The following is a 14,063-nucleotide window of genomic DNA, read 5'->3' as shown; positions in this document are numbered from 1 at the left end:
ACTTCGCCGCTGAGGACCCCATCGTCACCGACGGTCCCTACGGCGAGACCCACGAGCTGTTCAACGGCTTCTGGATCATCCAGACCGCCGGCAGGGACGAGGCCGTGCAGTGGGCGAAGCGGGCTCCTCTCGGGGCCGGCTCGAAGCTGGAGGTCCGCCGGGTCACCGACGAGAGCGACTTCGCGGACTTCTCCGACAACGAGTACGTCCAGAAGGAGCAGGGCTGGCGCGAACAGCTCGACGAGCAGGCCGGCCACTCCTGAATCCGCGACGAGGCGGCGGCCCGGCGCAGCGCCGGCCGGCCCGCCCCGCACATGGGAGAGCCCCCTCCGGCCATCGGGCCCAGTGTGGAGGGGGCTCTCAGGGGATCGACCCCTGAACCCGCTTATGCGGCCGGTGCTCCGCCGCCGTTCTCATCCCGGAGTGGCGGCGCCGACGTCAACGCCGGTCTCGATCCTCTACACCCGGAGGGCGGGGCGGCTGGACGAGTGCGGATACCGCGGCCGTCACCGCGGCCCTGTGGTCGGTGCCGGTCTCGCGGCGGTTCTCCGGCTGTAGTGCCTTCAAGGACCAGGCTGCGGTGTCCCAGCTGATCACCAGCGCGATCACCATGGCCATGAGTTCCGCCGCCGGGATGTCGGCGCGGATCCGGCCCGCTTCCTGGGCGGCTTCGAATGCGGAGACCCTCGTGCGGTACTGCTGGACCTCGGCGTCGATGGGCTGGTTCCGCTCCAGCCCCGCCCATAAGTACAGACGCCGGATGTGCGGCCACCGCTCCAGCCGGTCGAACAGTTCGCCGGCGTAGCCCGGCACGTCATCGGCGTTGAACGAGACCGGTTGCGCCAGCTTGAGCATGCTGTCGGCGACGACCTTGTCGAACAGCTCCTCCTTGGTCCCGAAGTGCATGTAGATCGACCGCTTGTTGGCCGCAGCGGCCTCGGCGATGCGGTCGATCCGGGCGCCGGCCAGGCCGTATGCGGCGAACTCGTCGACCGCCGCTCGCATGAGTCGCCGCTTCGTCTCGGTGGCATCAGGTGGCATGCGCTACATCGTACATAACCATCCAGATGTTTACAGAAGCCCGTGCCGGAGGGTATGAATATATCCAGTTAGTTACCAATCCAGGAGCAGACATGACTCGGGCCTGGTTCATCACCGGCACGTCTTCGGGCTTCGGCCGCCACCTCACCGCGCAACTGCTCGCACGAGGGGACCGGGTCGCAGCGACCGCGCGACGCCCGGAGAGCCTCGACGACCTGGCGGCCCGCTACGGCGAGCAGCTGTGGCGCTCCCGCCTGGATGTCACCGACACGCGCGTGCTGCGTGAGGTCGTGGACCGCGCGTTCGCCGATCTCGGCCGGATCGACGTCGTCGTCTCCAACGCCGGCTACGGGCTCTTCGGTGCGGCCGAAGAACTCGCCGACGAGCAGATCGACCGGCAGATCACGACCAACCTCACGGCCTCGATCCAGCTCGCCCGGGCCGCCACCCCGCACCTGCGCCGCCAGGGCGGCGGGCGCTACATCCAGATCGCCAGCATCGGTGGCCAGGTCGCCTTTCCCGCCATGAGCCTCTACCACGCCACCAAGTGGGGAATCGAGGGATTCTGGGAGTCGGCCGCCGCCGAGCTGGCGCCGTTCGGCATCGGAGTGACGGTCGTCGAGCCCGGCGTCTCCCGCACCGGCTTCGGCGCCGGCGGCGCGGTCCTGGGCGCGCCGCTGCCCGAGTACGCCGACGGCCCGTCAGGACGGCTGCGAGGCATCCTCTCCGGCGACCTGCCCCCGCTGCCCGCACCCGGTGACCCCGCGAAGATCGCGGCGGCCATCATCGCCTCCGCCGACCAGGCCGAGCCGCCGTTCCGTCTGACGCTGGGCTCCGACGCGTACGCGCTGGCGACCGCCGCCCTGCGCAGCCGACTCGAAGCCCTCGAAGCCGGACGAAGCCGTGCCCACTCCACCGACGCCGATGACTTCACCGCGCCCGCCTCCGCCGGTGTCGTCGGCGGCTGAAAGGAACCCGTCACGTTCGACTTCACCGGCAAGACCGTTCTCAGCACCGGAGCCTCCGGCGCACTCGGCGGCACGCTGTCCTTCCGGTTCTCCGAGGCCGGGGCCAACACCGTCGCCGCTGCCCGAACGGGCTTCGACCGGCTCGCCGCCGAGCTCGACGGCCCGTCGCTCGGAGTGCGGCTCGACGTCACCAGCGCGTCCGACTGGGCCGACGCGGTCGACCAGGCCGAGGCCCGCTTCGGACCCGTGGACATCCTGATCAACAACGCCGCCTACCTGCGCGTCGGCAACGTGGAGAGCATCCCGCTCGACGAGTTCCAGCGCGTGTTCGACACCAATGTCACCGGCGCCCTGCTCGGCATCCGGGCCGTGGCCCCCTCGATGCGCAAGGCCGGCGGTGGCGCGATAGTCAACATCAACTCCGTCGCCGGCCTCGCGACCGCTCCCGACCTCGTCGCCTACAGCAGCAGAAAGTGGGCACTGCGCGGCCTCATGCGCGCCGCAGCCAAGGGCCTGGCCCGCGACGACATCCGCGTCAACTCCGTCCACCCCGGCATCATCGAGACGCCCCTCGCCTACGGCCCCGGCGGCAACGCCCTGGTCCCGGTCGACGATTTCGCCATCCCCCGCAACGCCACCCCCGGAGAAATCGCGGGCTTCATCCTCTTCGCCGCCTCGGAGCAGGCCCGCTTCGCGACCGGCCCCGAGATCATCGCGGACGGAGGCTTCACGCTCGGCCCCCTGACGTGACGCCGTGACACCGTGACACCGTGACGACACCGCGACGCGTCGGGTTCGCGGACCGTCGTCACGACGCCGCGAAGGAGAAGGTGCCGTAGGTCCCCGTGTCCATCGCGAAGGTCTCGACGCCGCCGGATGCCTGCGCCTGGCAGGTCACTCCGGTGTCGCCGTCCGGTGTGACGAGCCGGTGCTCCTCCATGTCGCAGAGCACGGCCTCGGCGTCGGCGTACCATCGCAGCGCGTCTTCGGCGATATCGCGGGAGATCGGCTGCTGCTCGGCCCAGGGCTCGAAGGAGAAGACGTATGCGCTTCCGTTGATGTCGACGCTCCAGGGCACCTCGAGGCCCTGGTAGGTCACCGTGCAGGTGATGGTCTCCTGGGTGGCGGCGTCGGTTTCGGGGCATTGCGCCGTCGCGGAGGGGTCGGTGGCCTGGGCGAAGGTGGTCGTCTCGGCCAGGAGTTCGTATTCGATCTGCTCGGTCGGTGTCGCGCCCTCGGCCGGCTCGGGCGGGAGTTCGCTCTCGTCGAACCCGGGTGCCGACGAGGGGACGGGGGCGGTGCGGAAGTCCCCGGAGCCCGCGTCGGCCTCGGCCGGCGCCTCCTCCGCGGCGGTCGGGGCCGGAGGCTCGCCGGGCACCTCGGCGGACGGGGCGCCGCCGCAGCCGGCGAGGGCACCGACGGCGACCAGGCCGGCGACGGTGCCGGTGAGTCTGTGCTGGACGGGGGTGAGTCTCATCGATCTCTCTTTTTCACTGGTGCGGGTGCCGCGGCCGACATCCGCACGTCCGGGGTCGTGGGGTGTGCGCGTCGACGGCTCGGCGTCCGGGGGACTGCGCATCGCCGCGCTGTGCCGCCTGGGCGCGGTCACGGGAAGCGGCCGGTCCGTTTCCAGGCGGACCCGGACCGGGCATGCCGGGGTGCGGCGCAGCGGGGGTGGGGGCGAGTTCTTCGCCGGTGATCAGCGTGCCAAAGATCGTGGTCGACGTCGTCGACCAGGAGCGCACAGTTCTCTACATGACGTGCACACACGTCGTGCCCGCCCCGCATCCGGCGGCAGGGGTGGGCGGGGAGTTTCGGCGAAGGCCGAAACACCCGGTGTCCCTGGCCGTGGTCTCCGGCATCGCGGATAATGACCGCCTCGCGACTCGGCTCCTGTCCCACCGGACGCCCCGCCCCCACCAGGCGCGGGTGTGACCGGTGGATCCGCCGTGGTCCCCGCGGAGGGGTGGCGAGCGACCCCTCGGCGGTCGCGGTGCGCCGGTGCGAGGGCGATGGCATGTGCGAGCGCAAAGGGGAGAACCGCAGTGTCCGTCTCAACGTTCAACAGCGCGGACTTCCCGCGGAAGGAGCGTTTCGACCGTTGGCACCAATGGTGGGCCGAGGGCTACGCGCCGGTGGACGCGGACAGCGACCATGCCGGGGACTTCGAGTTCAGCCACTGGAATCTGACACTCGGCGCAGTGGCGGTGTCGCGCGTGGCCTACCGCTCCGTGGGGATGCGGCGCACACCGGCCCTGGTCCGCTCCAGTGACGCGGAGGTGTACCACCTGGGGCTCGTGATGAGCGGTCGGTTCACCAGCGACGGAAGCGGCAGCCAGAAGCGGTACCTGCCCGGCGAGATCCACACCAGCATCTCCTCGCGCGCGGCCGACTGCTACTGCCATTCCGACGGTCGCGACCTCTACCGGCAGATCGGGATCACCGCCCCCCGCGACTCCATCGGGCTGCCCGCCAAGCTCGTCGCCGAAGCCGCCGCCATCCCCATCTCCCACCGGCAGGGGGTGGGCGCCGTGCTGGGCGGGTTCGTCACCCACATCGCCGCCAACGCCGACACACTCACCCCCACCGACGCCGCACGCCTCGGCACCGTCCTGGCCGACCTCGTCTCAGTGGTGCTCGCCCGTGCCCTGGAAGCCGACACGGCACTGACCCCCGAGGCGCGCCGGCGCGGCCTGCTGCTGCGGGCGCAGGCGTTCTTCCTGGAGAACCTGCACGACCCCGGTCTCGGCCCGGAGGATGGCGCCGCGCACCTGCACATCTCCGTGCGCCACCTGCACCAGCTGTTCGGTCCCACCGGCACCACGGCCGCCGCCTGGATCCGCAGGCAGAGGCTCGACCGCGCCCGCCGCGACCTCGCCGACCCCGCCCTCGCCGACCTGCCCGTCAGCGCCATCGCCCGCCGCTGGGGCTACACCCACTCGACCACCTTCGGCCGCGCCTTCCGCGCCGCCTACGACACCTCGCCCACCGACCACCGCCACCAGGTCCGGCACCGACCCGACCGATAGCACGGCGCGGGGCAGGACCGTCGACCAGCGGACCGGGGGTCCACACTCGCCGCCGTTGACGAGGACCGGCCGCACACCGGCGACATCCGGCCCTCTGGCCGGGCCAGGGTTCGTCGCCGTCGCTGGTGCGACCGCTATGGGCGCCGTCAGGTGCCGCTCCGGCGGCCATAGGCCGGTCGGTCGCCCTGACACAGCGGTCCGCGGCCCGGGATGAGACGACGGAGCGCCCTGTCCCACCTGATCACCAGGGAGACCCGGGAGGTGACACCGCTTCCGGTATTCGGCCGTACCGGTGCGTGATGGGCGACCATGGGCCCGCAGCAGGGGTCATGAATCACGACCGCCTCGTCCCGGCCCGCGGGCTCCCGCCGTGAACACCAGGACGGCGTTCTGCCCGCCGAACCCGAACGAGTTGCTGATCGCCACCTCAGCAGCATGGGAGCGCGCCGTGTCCGACACGATGTCCAACTCGATCTGGGGGTCCTGCTTCTCCAGGTTCGCCGTCGGCGGGATCACCCCGCGCTCGAGCGCGAGCACCGTGAACACGGCCTCGATCGCGCCCGCCGCTCCCAGGGTGTGCCCGACCGCTCCTTTAATGGAGGTGACGGCGGCGTGGCCGCCGATCACGCGGCGCAGCACCCGCGCTTCGGCGACGTCGTTGAGCGGGGTGGAGGTGCCGTGTGCGTTGACGTGGCCGACATCGGACGCGTCCACCCCGGCGTCGGTCAGCGCCGCCGTGATCGCCCGCGCGACACCGTCGCCGCCGGGGTCGGGAGCGGTGATGTGGTGGGCGTCGGCGGACGCGCCGTAGCCCGCCAGCCGGCCCCGGATCCGCGCTCCGCGTGCCAGCGCGTGGGCCTCGCGCTCCAGCACCAGGATGCCGCTGCCCTCGCCGAGTACGAAGCCGTCGCGGTCGGTGTCGAAGGGCCGCGACGCCGCCGCCGGATCGCCGGTGCGCCGCGACAGCGCTCCCATCCGCGCGAACGACGCCGCCAGCAGGGGGACCACCGCGGCCTCGGCGCCGCCGGTGATCACGACGTCGCAGGTGCCGCCGCGCAGCAGCCCCAGCGCGCATCCGATGGCGGTGGCCCCCGAGGCACATGCGGTGGCCGTCACGAAATTGGGGCCCAACGCGCCGAATCGCAGCGCCAGGTGGCCCGCCGCCATGTTGGGGACGAGCATGGGAACGAGCAGCGGTGAGACCGCCGAGGGCCCCGTCCCGCGCAGCCGGCGCTGCTGTGTGTCGTAGCTGGCCAGGCCGCCGATACCGACTCCCAGAACCACGCCCACCCGAGCGCCGTCCCACGTGCCCGGGTCCAGCCCGGAGTCGGCTATGGCCTCGTCCGCGGCGACCATCGCGAACCGGATGAAGGGGTCCTGGGTCATCGTGCTGCGGCGCCCGATCAGCGCGTCGGCATCGAAGGAGGGGACCCGGCAGGAGAAGTCGACCGGCATTTCCGCGAGCTCCGGGTCGGTCGCGGCGGTGGACGTGCCCGCGCAGGCGCGTGACCAGTTCTCCTCCGTGCCCAGACCGGCGGCGGTCACCAGTCCCAGTCCGGTGACCGCGACGGCCCCGGGGCTCACTTCTCAGCCTTGGCCGACTGGGCCTCGATCAGCTCTGCGGCACGTCGCACGGTGTCCTGCGGGGAGGCGGCGTCCTCGCTGATTTCCACCCCCAGCTCCGACTCGACCACCAGGAGAAGTTCGGTGAGGAGGAGGGAATCGACATCGAGGTCCTCGAAGGTCGCGTCCGGGGAGATGTCGGCCCGGTCCACCTGGAATCGGGTCGCCAGCAGTTCGACCAGCAGGTCGTAGGTGGTTCCGCTCATCGTCGCTCCTTGCAGCGGGGGTCGGTGTGTCCGGCCGGCGCTGGGATCACCGCATCGCGGCCGGGGTCGGGGATCGGTGGTTCCGCTCATAAGGGCGGGAAGCGCGTCCTGCACCGGCCCGCCCTTCCAATGATTTGAATCCGATTCAAATCTTCGAGCCGGACGCTACACGCATTTCGGTTTAAGCGAAAGAACTTCGTCGAAATATGCGGCAGAAGGCCGGTGGAAGACAGAGGGGCGGGATCCAGAGTGGTCCCATTCCCGCGATCGGTCCGCTCGCCTACCGCATTGAAGATCATTTTGAGGAGGTGGCCCCGGGGTGCTCTCCCCGGCCTTATGCAAAACGATATGGCCGTCGTTCGTGGAATAGTGGACGACGTTCGCCATCGACTATTGGCGGGCGAACCGCGCCGTGTTCGGCACCGCCGTCCACCTGGCGCTTCGGCCCGCTTCGGCGTCGGCCCCGATTTCATCCGCCGGCAGTGAGCCTCACCTTCAGCTCCAAGGGGTGGTTCATCATCGGGCTGGGGGTCGGCCGGATCCTCTCGCCTGTGAGGGCGATGTCGGGGAACCGTTCGAAGAGCATGGGCAGCGCGACGCCGAGCTCGGCGCGCGCCAACGGCTCCCCCAAGCACCGGTGGGCATGGTGCCCGAACACGAGGTTCTGGGACGCGGGGCGGGTGAAGTCCAGCCGGTCGGCGCCGGCGAAGGCATTGGGGTCGCGGTTCGCCGCGCTGTATCCCAGCAGGAGCGCCTCTCCCTCAGGGAGCGTGACGCCGCCCAGTTCGACCTCGCGGGTGGTGAAGACGGCGGGCAGCAGGGCCACGCTGGTGTCCCAGCGCAGCACCTCCTCGATCACCGCGTCCCACCCCACCCGCCCGCTGCGCAGGAGCGCGTACTGGTCCGGATGGGTCAGCAGCGCCCGGACCACATTGGTGAGCGCTCCCATCGTGGTCTCGAACCCGGCCACGACGAGGAGGCGGACGTTGTCGATCAGCTCCATGTCACTCAGCCGGTCGTCGCCGTGGGCGCTCACGAGGGCGCTGATGAGGTCCTCCCCCGGATCGCGCCGCTTCTCCGCGATCAGCTTCACGATGAAGGCACGCGCTTCGTCGACGTCGTCCCGGCCCGTGCCGGAGAAGCTGCGGCTGGTGTAGTCGGACATCGTCCGGATATCGTCGTCCCCGGTCACGCCCAGCAGCTCGCACAGCACCCGGGTGGGCAGCGGGCGCGCGAACACGGCTTTGACGTCCACGGTGCCGCCGGCGCGCCCCATGTCGTCGAGGAGGTCACGCGTGATGCCCGCGATGCGGGGGCGCAGGTCGTGTATCCGGCGGTGGCTGAACTTGTCCTGCAGGAGGCGGCGGAGACGCCGGTGGTCGGCGCCGTTGCGGGCGAGCATCGACTCCGACCCCAAGATGATCCGGATCAAGGGGGCGTCGCGGTCCACCTCACCCTCCCTCACCGCCCGCCAGTGCTCGGCGCCCCGCACGAACGTCTCGGTGTCGGAGAGCACCCGCCGCAACTCGGCGTTGTGGGTGACCGCGTGCAGAGCCAGTCCCGGCAGCTGTACCCGGGCGACCGGTCCGGCAGCCAAAAGCCGGTCCGCGATCTCTTTTCCGTCGATGTCGAAGGGCGGATGGAGGACGACGGGCTCGCCTGCCATGGGGGGCCTTTCTCGTAGGGGCGACGGGAAAATGATCGCGGCGGCGGCGAAAGAGGAACTGGAAGGATCCGACCTGGGGTGGTGCGCCTGCTCCTACCGGCGCGGGTCCGTCGTATTCGACGGGACTTCTCACGGGTTCCCTGCCGCCTGCACCGTTAAAGCTTAAGAATTGCGGTGAACAATCGGTAGAGGGGCCGAGCGACTTCGGGCTGACCGGGAAGTCAGATCGGCGTATCCCGGGCATGTCGGGAGGCAGGTGATCTTCGGTGAAACCACCGCATCATCATTGATCGTTTGACCACGAAAATTCGAGTTCCCTTCAGTGGGGTCGAGGGACGGTTTGATGATGGTGTCTCACCCGTAGGAAGCATGCCAGCATGAGCCGTGAATGTCGTCGATTCTTAGCGCACGGCTCTCTACATGACGCGCACACGTGCCTTCGCGGAATCGTCCTACGAACACCGTGGCGCCCAGCGGGGGCGCCGCGTTCTCGTTGCTGAGGGGGGAGCGTGTCGCGGTGGTCCGGTTCGCCGGACAGCACGCCGGGCCCGACAGCGGCCGTACGCGCCACGGACGAAGGCTCTCGAACGCCGGGCTGCTGGGAGGGACCGGCGGTGGCCGGAACACCGGTGACCCTTCTGTCCTCGGCCCGGAGCAAGTGGACAAGGGCAACTCCGCGACCCGGCTCCTGCCACACCGAATGGTCCTGTCCCCACGAAGCACGCGGGTGAGGGTGGTGGATTCGCCATGGGCCTCGGCAGGGGAGACGTCGCCCCGTCCCGGCGGTCTCCGTTGGCTACGGCTGGGGGTGGGAACGCGACCGAGACCGAGGACAGAAGAAGCCCAGTGATCGACTCGACGTTCAAGAGCGAGGACTTCCCGCGGGAGGAGCGGTTCGGCCGCCGGCTGGAATGGACGGCCGGCACCTGTCGGCCGGAGGACGACATGACCGTGCCCCGCCGCCGGATGGCAGCGGGGCGTTTTGCCATGGCGGATCCATGGCCGGCCACCGCATTATGGCGCCCGCCTCACCGGGAAAACGGTGCAGTCAGGCCGTCACCTCGTGAGCCGCGGAGCATACTTCGAAACTGCCCCGAACGACGCACGCGCGCAGCCAGTAGGTGTTGCCCTCGGGGAGATTCCCCGTCACCGTCACACTGTAAGGGGAGTTGTGTCCGCGTGTGGACGCGACTCGTTCCGGATTTGTGCTGAGCCGGCCTTCGATGCCGTATCCGTCGGCCAGAATGTCACCGGCATAGAGGGCGTCTCCAGGGCGTCCCCCGCTGGGGTCTTGCCGCCAAATAACATTCCCCGCGGATTCGAACATGGTATTATTGTTGACGTTGATAACGGCGCCGTTGCTGTTCTCTGTAAAAGAGAAGCGAAAGCTGTCCTCTGCCGTGATGTGACTTGCTGCGGCCGGTGCTGATATCCCGGTCGCGAGCACGAGCGCTCCGGCGCCGACCGCCAGTAGACGTTGGAAGTTGGCCATACCGGCCTCCTTTGATGGTCCTCCTGGGTTCACCACATTCTTCGATTGATCGGGAAGTGCGGCAAGCATTCGATTCGTCTTTCGGGTATGGCCGAAAGACCCTGGTCGAGGGACCGGCCTATCGATATCCGCCGATCGTTCGATTGGGGTGGGGTGGGTCACCGTGGGCTGGCACGCCCCGCCGGCATTGTTGGGGGTGGGGTGTTGTGGGGTCCGGCGGGGACATGCGCGCATGCAACGATCGCCATTGTCCGTGGACACCTGGCGGGGCGCGGGGAGGTGCTTTGCCCTGCGGGAACGACCGACTTCCCCACCACCGAGCACACGAGGAACACGATCGGCCGGATCGACTGTCCGGTCAGAGTGGACGAGGCGGGTCAGCGCCCGATGGTCCAGGCGCCGTCCGCCTGGATGTGGATGAACTCGATCTCGCCGGCGCCACCGAGGATCGCCGCGTCGTCGAGCACGGAATCCCCCTCATAGGCGCCGGTCTCGTTTGCGATGCCTCCCAGCCGTGTCCCGTCCGCGTCGTAGGGGACCACGATGAAGTTGGCGCTGCCCGAGTGGCTGAGCTGCAAGGTCGTGTCGGCCGAAGCCGTCCAGTCGAGTCGGTAGAGAGCCTCTCCGGTCCCGCTGAGCCAGAAGGTCTCTTCGTCCCAGGCGACTGCTTCGGACGGGTCCACGGGAAGCTCGCCGGTGCTTTCGGCGCCGGCGGCTTCCTCGGTCTCGCCCTCCTCCGGCTGCTCGCCGGTTTCCGCTTCCTCCGTCTCGGCGGCGTCGGCGGACGCGCTCTCGCCCTCACCGACGGGCTCCAGCTCACCGACTTCGAAGGAGCAGGAGGTCAGGGCCGCCGCGAGAGTGATGGAGGCGATACCGGCAGCCGCCCGTCGGAGGACGGGACCGCTCGAGGGGTGGGGGATGAGGTCGAGGTTCACTGGCGGTCTCCAAGTGCACAGGGCGATGGATGGTGCCTCGTTATCCGAACCCGGTGTCGAATGAAACCGGATGCTCAGGAGGACACTCGGTTGGTGTGACGTGGCGGGCCCCGAGTCGGTTCCAACCCTGCGGTAACGACTGCCAGGACCGCCCGAAGATCAGGTGTCCCCACCCCTTTTCCGCGAGTTCGCTGATCCCCCACCGGGGGGCTTCGATGCCGGTGATCTGTCCGCCGAGTGTGAGGGGGTTCCGCGGGTCCCTCGCGATGGGGGTGGCGGGCGGTGGGCGTCGCCCTATGCCCGCCCCATCGGGTAGTGAACGGTAGGTGTGGGCATTCGACCGGGCGGCGGGTCCGCCGGTGCTGGTCGGGGGTCGTATGCCGGCGTGGGGCGTCTGACGGCTTCGAAGAGGTGCTCCGATGCGCGGGAACCACTGGGCCCGAACTACCGGGCATACGAGCAGCACAGATCGGCCGGATCGGTGTCCGATTTGCAGTCGACACCTCGGATGAACTGCGGATTTGCGGTAGGGCCCCAGGGGATCGAACCCTGAACCCGCGAATTAAAAGTTCGGGTCTTTCTCTCTATGGGGGTCTACAGAACACTCTGACCAGGATGTTTCTGAGCCATAGAGGGCTATGGAGAGCCATGTAACGTGGTCGACTGCAACCCAAACTGCAACCCGAAGTTGGGCCCCGGCGCGCTGTCGGGGCCCTGCCTAGTTGGCCGTCTGCGGCCGGATGTCGTGACGCGGTGACGCGGCGCGGTTACGGTCGTCGGGTACGTCTCGTCTCCCGGAAGGGCGCCACGTGACCACTGTGCAGACCGCCACCCGCGGCCGTGACCTCATCGACCACGAACTGTTCGACCGGCTCGCCGCGGACGTCGCGCGCGACCACGGACACCGCCTCGACACCGCCGGCCGGATCGTCGACCAGGCGGTGGTCTACCTGGTCGCGTGCTCGCGCACCTATGAGCCCATCGGCCCGAGTCCGCTGGTCGATCACGGTTGGCACGCTTTCATCCTGCGGACGGCCGACTACAGGTCGTTCTGTGAAACCGTGCTCGGCCGGTTCGTCGACCACTACCCGAACGACACCCGGCCGCCGGCCACCGAGCGGGCGCGGACGGCGGCCCGGACTCTGGATGCGGTGTACGCGACGGGGCTCGCCGTGGACGCGGACATGTGGGCTCAGGAGGTGCCGTGCTCAAGCTGCACCGACACTAAGGACGGTGGCGACGGAGACGGTTGTCACAAGGGGTGTCATGGCAGCAAGTCGAAGTAGCCTTCGGTGATGAAGCGTTTCACCTGGGAGCGTCTGCCCGAGCCCGCACGCGACGCGTTCGAAGCGGAGTTCGGGCGGGTGATTGCGACGTCGACGACCCCGGCCGGGCTGACGGTGGGCATCGCGTCCCGGATCTCGACAGAGCGGACGACGGTGTTCGTGAAGGCGGTCCCTCGGCGTTCTCCTGCGATCGGCGACTACCGCCGCGAGCGGGTGGTGCTGGAGGCTCTGCCCGCCGCTGTGCCCGCGCCGCAGCTGCTGTGGGTCTCGGACGCCGGATGGCTCACGCTCGCCGTCGAGCACGTCGAGGGGCGGCACGCAGACCTCTCGGCGGACGCGACGGCGGTCATGGGCGCGCTGGCCCTGATGCGCGACGTGCTGACGCCGACCCCGGTGGACGTCCCGCGCCTCACCGACGACGGCGAGAAGCTGTCGGCGATCCTCGCGGGTGCGCGTGAGGCGGCCGAGGTGCCCGTGGCCTACCGGAAGGTGCTCGACGGCGCGGACCTGTCGCTGTTCGACGGTGACGCCCTGGTGCACGGCGACCTGGTGCCCTCGAACCTGCTCGTGACCGAGGACGGGCGGGTGAGCGTGGTCGACTGGGCGATGGCCGGTCGCGGACCGGCGTGGCTGGATGCGGCGCTCCTCATCACGCCGCTGATCGCGGCCGGGTACTCGCCGGCGGACGCCGAGGAGTGGGCGGCCGGGCATCCGGAGTGGTCGGCGGCCCCGCCGGCGGCGCTGGATGCGTTGGCGGTGATGCAGGTCGTGTTCTTCGCGGAGAAGGCTGAGCGCGGCCCGGAGTGGCTGCGGGATGACCGGCGGGCGTCGCTGTGGGCTCATGACGCATGGGCGCGGCACCGGATCGGGGTGTGAGACTCAGCAGCGCGAAACAGCCGTTTGGTACCGCGATGTTCGCTACCATCGCAGTTGGGAATGCATCAGGGAATGCATGAGCACGGCCCCCACCAAGTGGGGGCCGTTCTTCGTTCCGGTCAGTCCCGGCCGACGGGGATCATGTACGAGAGTTCGTACCGGTCGACTGGCACTACGATGTCGGCGGTTTCCACCGGGCGTTCCTCCGTGAAGTAGGTCCGCTGGATGACCATGACCACGGTTCCGCGGCCAACGCCGAGCCTGTCGGCCTCGTCGGCGGCGGCTGGCCGTGCCGTCACGATTTCCGACGCGTACGTGATCTCGTGGCCGATCTCGCGCATCCGGTCGACAACGCCACGACCGGCGTGCACGCCATCCTCCGGCAAGACAACCTCGGTTCCCCTCGTGATCGCCAGCGGTTCATACGACGTGCTGAGCATGACGGGCTCGTCATCCCCGGTGAAGGTGTAGCGGGTCCGCATCACCTCGTCGCCCGGGTCGATTGCGAGGCGACCGGCGATGTCGTCCGGCGCGTTCGCAGTTTCCGATGACGATTCCCAGCCACCGCGGACCGCCTGTGCCTGCATATCGGCGCGGAACGGGCTGCCGCCGCGGTCCTCGCGATACCAGCTGCGGGTGAGGCGCCGGATCGGAGGTTTCGGCCGCACGTAGGTTCCGGAACCGGTTCTCGACACCACGTAGCCCTCGGCGACGAGCTGTTGCACGGCGTCCGCGGCGACGCGTGGCCCAACGCCGAACTCGGTAGCAAGCGCCTGGCGGGACGGTAGTCGCTCACCTGCGCCGTATGTGCCCGTGATGATGCGCTGCCGCAGGTCATCGGCTATGCGCTGGTAGGTCGGGCGGGCCACGGAGTCTCCCCTTTTCGATGCGGGTTCGCACGAACAGCTTGACAAGGCTGCACGTGCCAATCAAGCTGCACG

13 protein-coding genes and 1 pseudogene are annotated in these 14,063 nt (G+C 69.4%); 6 read left to right on the top strand and 8 right to left on the bottom strand.

The window, feature by feature from the left end; translation table 11 throughout:
* Positions 1 to 263 (top strand): YciI family protein (locus ACFO4E_RS24630; RefSeq protein ID WP_378578680.1); only part of this gene is annotated, 263 nt, incomplete at its 5' end.
* Positions 264 to 438: 175 nt separating this feature from the next.
* On the opposite strand, the gene ACFO4E_RS24625 is transcribed toward ACFO4E_RS24630, so the two are convergent.
* A complete protein-coding gene (locus ACFO4E_RS24625) occupies positions 439 to 1,041 on the bottom strand; it encodes a TetR/AcrR family transcriptional regulator (protein ID WP_378578679.1) in 603 nt (200 codons plus the stop codon).
* A gap of 92 nt (positions 1,042 to 1,133) precedes the next feature.
* On the opposite strand from ACFO4E_RS24625, the gene ACFO4E_RS24620 reads away from it, so the two are divergent.
* Positions 1,134 to 2,009 carry an SDR family oxidoreductase gene (locus ACFO4E_RS24620; protein WP_378578678.1) on the top strand — a complete coding sequence of 292 codons (876 nt, stop codon included), beginning with the start codon at positions 1,134 to 1,136 and terminating at the stop codon, positions 2,007 to 2,009.
* Positions 2,010 to 2,051: 42 nt separating this feature from the next.
* A pseudogene (locus tag ACFO4E_RS24615) lies at positions 2,052 to 2,759 on the top strand (SDR family NAD(P)-dependent oxidoreductase); the annotation flags it as partial.
* Positions 2,760 to 2,817: 58 nt separating this feature from the next.
* Here the strand turns inward: ACFO4E_RS24615 and ACFO4E_RS24610 are convergent.
* Positions 2,818 to 3,486, bottom strand: coding sequence for a hypothetical protein (locus ACFO4E_RS24610; protein WP_378578676.1), 669 nt, complete (start codon positions 3,484 to 3,486; stop codon positions 2,818 to 2,820).
* Between the two features lie 568 nt (positions 3,487 to 4,054).
* Here ACFO4E_RS24610 and ACFO4E_RS24605 point away from each other — a divergent pair.
* A complete protein-coding gene (locus tag ACFO4E_RS24605) occupies positions 4,055 to 5,038 on the top strand; it encodes a helix-turn-helix domain-containing protein (RefSeq protein ID WP_378578675.1) in 984 nt (327 codons plus the stop codon).
* Positions 5,039 to 5,365: 327 nt separating this feature from the next.
* Here ACFO4E_RS24605 and ACFO4E_RS24600 read toward each other — a convergent pair whose 3' ends face one another.
* From ACFO4E_RS24600 to ACFO4E_RS24580, 5 genes are all read right to left on the bottom strand, one after another.
* Positions 5,366 to 6,622: a beta-ketoacyl-[acyl-carrier-protein] synthase family protein gene (locus tag ACFO4E_RS24600; RefSeq protein WP_378578674.1), complete on the bottom strand. Its 1,257-nt coding sequence runs from the start codon at positions 6,620 to 6,622 to the stop codon at positions 5,366 to 5,368.
* Positions 6,619 to 6,867: an acyl carrier protein gene (locus ACFO4E_RS24595; RefSeq protein WP_378578672.1), complete on the bottom strand. Its 249-nt coding sequence runs from the start codon at positions 6,865 to 6,867 to the stop codon at positions 6,619 to 6,621. The genes ACFO4E_RS24600 and ACFO4E_RS24595 overlap by 4 nt, the downstream gene beginning before the upstream one ends.
* A 469-nt stretch (positions 6,868 to 7,336) precedes the next feature.
* Positions 7,337 to 8,533 (bottom strand): cytochrome P450, encoded by a 1,197-nt coding sequence (locus tag ACFO4E_RS24590; protein ID WP_378578671.1) that lies wholly within the window; start codon positions 8,531 to 8,533, stop codon positions 7,337 to 7,339.
* Between the two features lie 1,048 nt (positions 8,534 to 9,581).
* Positions 9,582 to 10,025, bottom strand: a complete 444-nt coding sequence (locus ACFO4E_RS24585; RefSeq protein ID WP_378578669.1) for a hypothetical protein — start codon at positions 10,023 to 10,025, stop codon at positions 9,582 to 9,584.
* Positions 10,026 to 10,402: 377 nt separating this feature from the next.
* Entirely contained in the window at positions 10,403 to 10,960 is a 558-nt protein-coding gene (locus ACFO4E_RS24580; RefSeq protein WP_378578668.1) for a hypothetical protein, read from the bottom strand.
* An 809-nt stretch (positions 10,961 to 11,769) separates the two neighbouring features.
* Here ACFO4E_RS24580 and ACFO4E_RS24575 point away from each other — a divergent pair.
* Complete coding sequence (locus ACFO4E_RS24575) at positions 11,770 to 12,246, top strand: glycine-rich domain-containing protein (RefSeq protein ID WP_378578667.1); 477 nt, start codon at positions 11,770 to 11,772, stop codon at positions 12,244 to 12,246.
* Positions 12,247 to 12,255: 9 nt separating this feature from the next.
* Positions 12,256 to 13,122, top strand: coding sequence for a phosphotransferase family protein (locus ACFO4E_RS24570; RefSeq protein ID WP_378578665.1), 867 nt, complete (start codon positions 12,256 to 12,258; stop codon positions 13,120 to 13,122).
* Between the two features lie 119 nt (positions 13,123 to 13,241).
* Here the strand turns inward: ACFO4E_RS24570 and ACFO4E_RS24565 are convergent, their stop codons facing one another.
* Entirely contained in the window at positions 13,242 to 13,991 is a 750-nt protein-coding gene (locus tag ACFO4E_RS24565) for a GntR family transcriptional regulator (protein ID WP_378578664.1), read from the bottom strand.
* Positions 13,992 to 14,063 lie beyond the last annotated feature (72 nt).

Origin of the sequence: Nocardiopsis mangrovi, from assembly GCF_042653925.1 — a bacterium.
In the GTDB taxonomy this organism is placed as follows: Bacteria; Actinomycetota; Actinomycetes; order Streptosporangiales; family Streptosporangiaceae; genus Nocardiopsis_B; species Nocardiopsis_B mangrovi.
The sequence above is the reverse complement of the archived record's forward strand: the minus strand, read 5'-3'. Positions and strand labels throughout refer to the sequence as shown.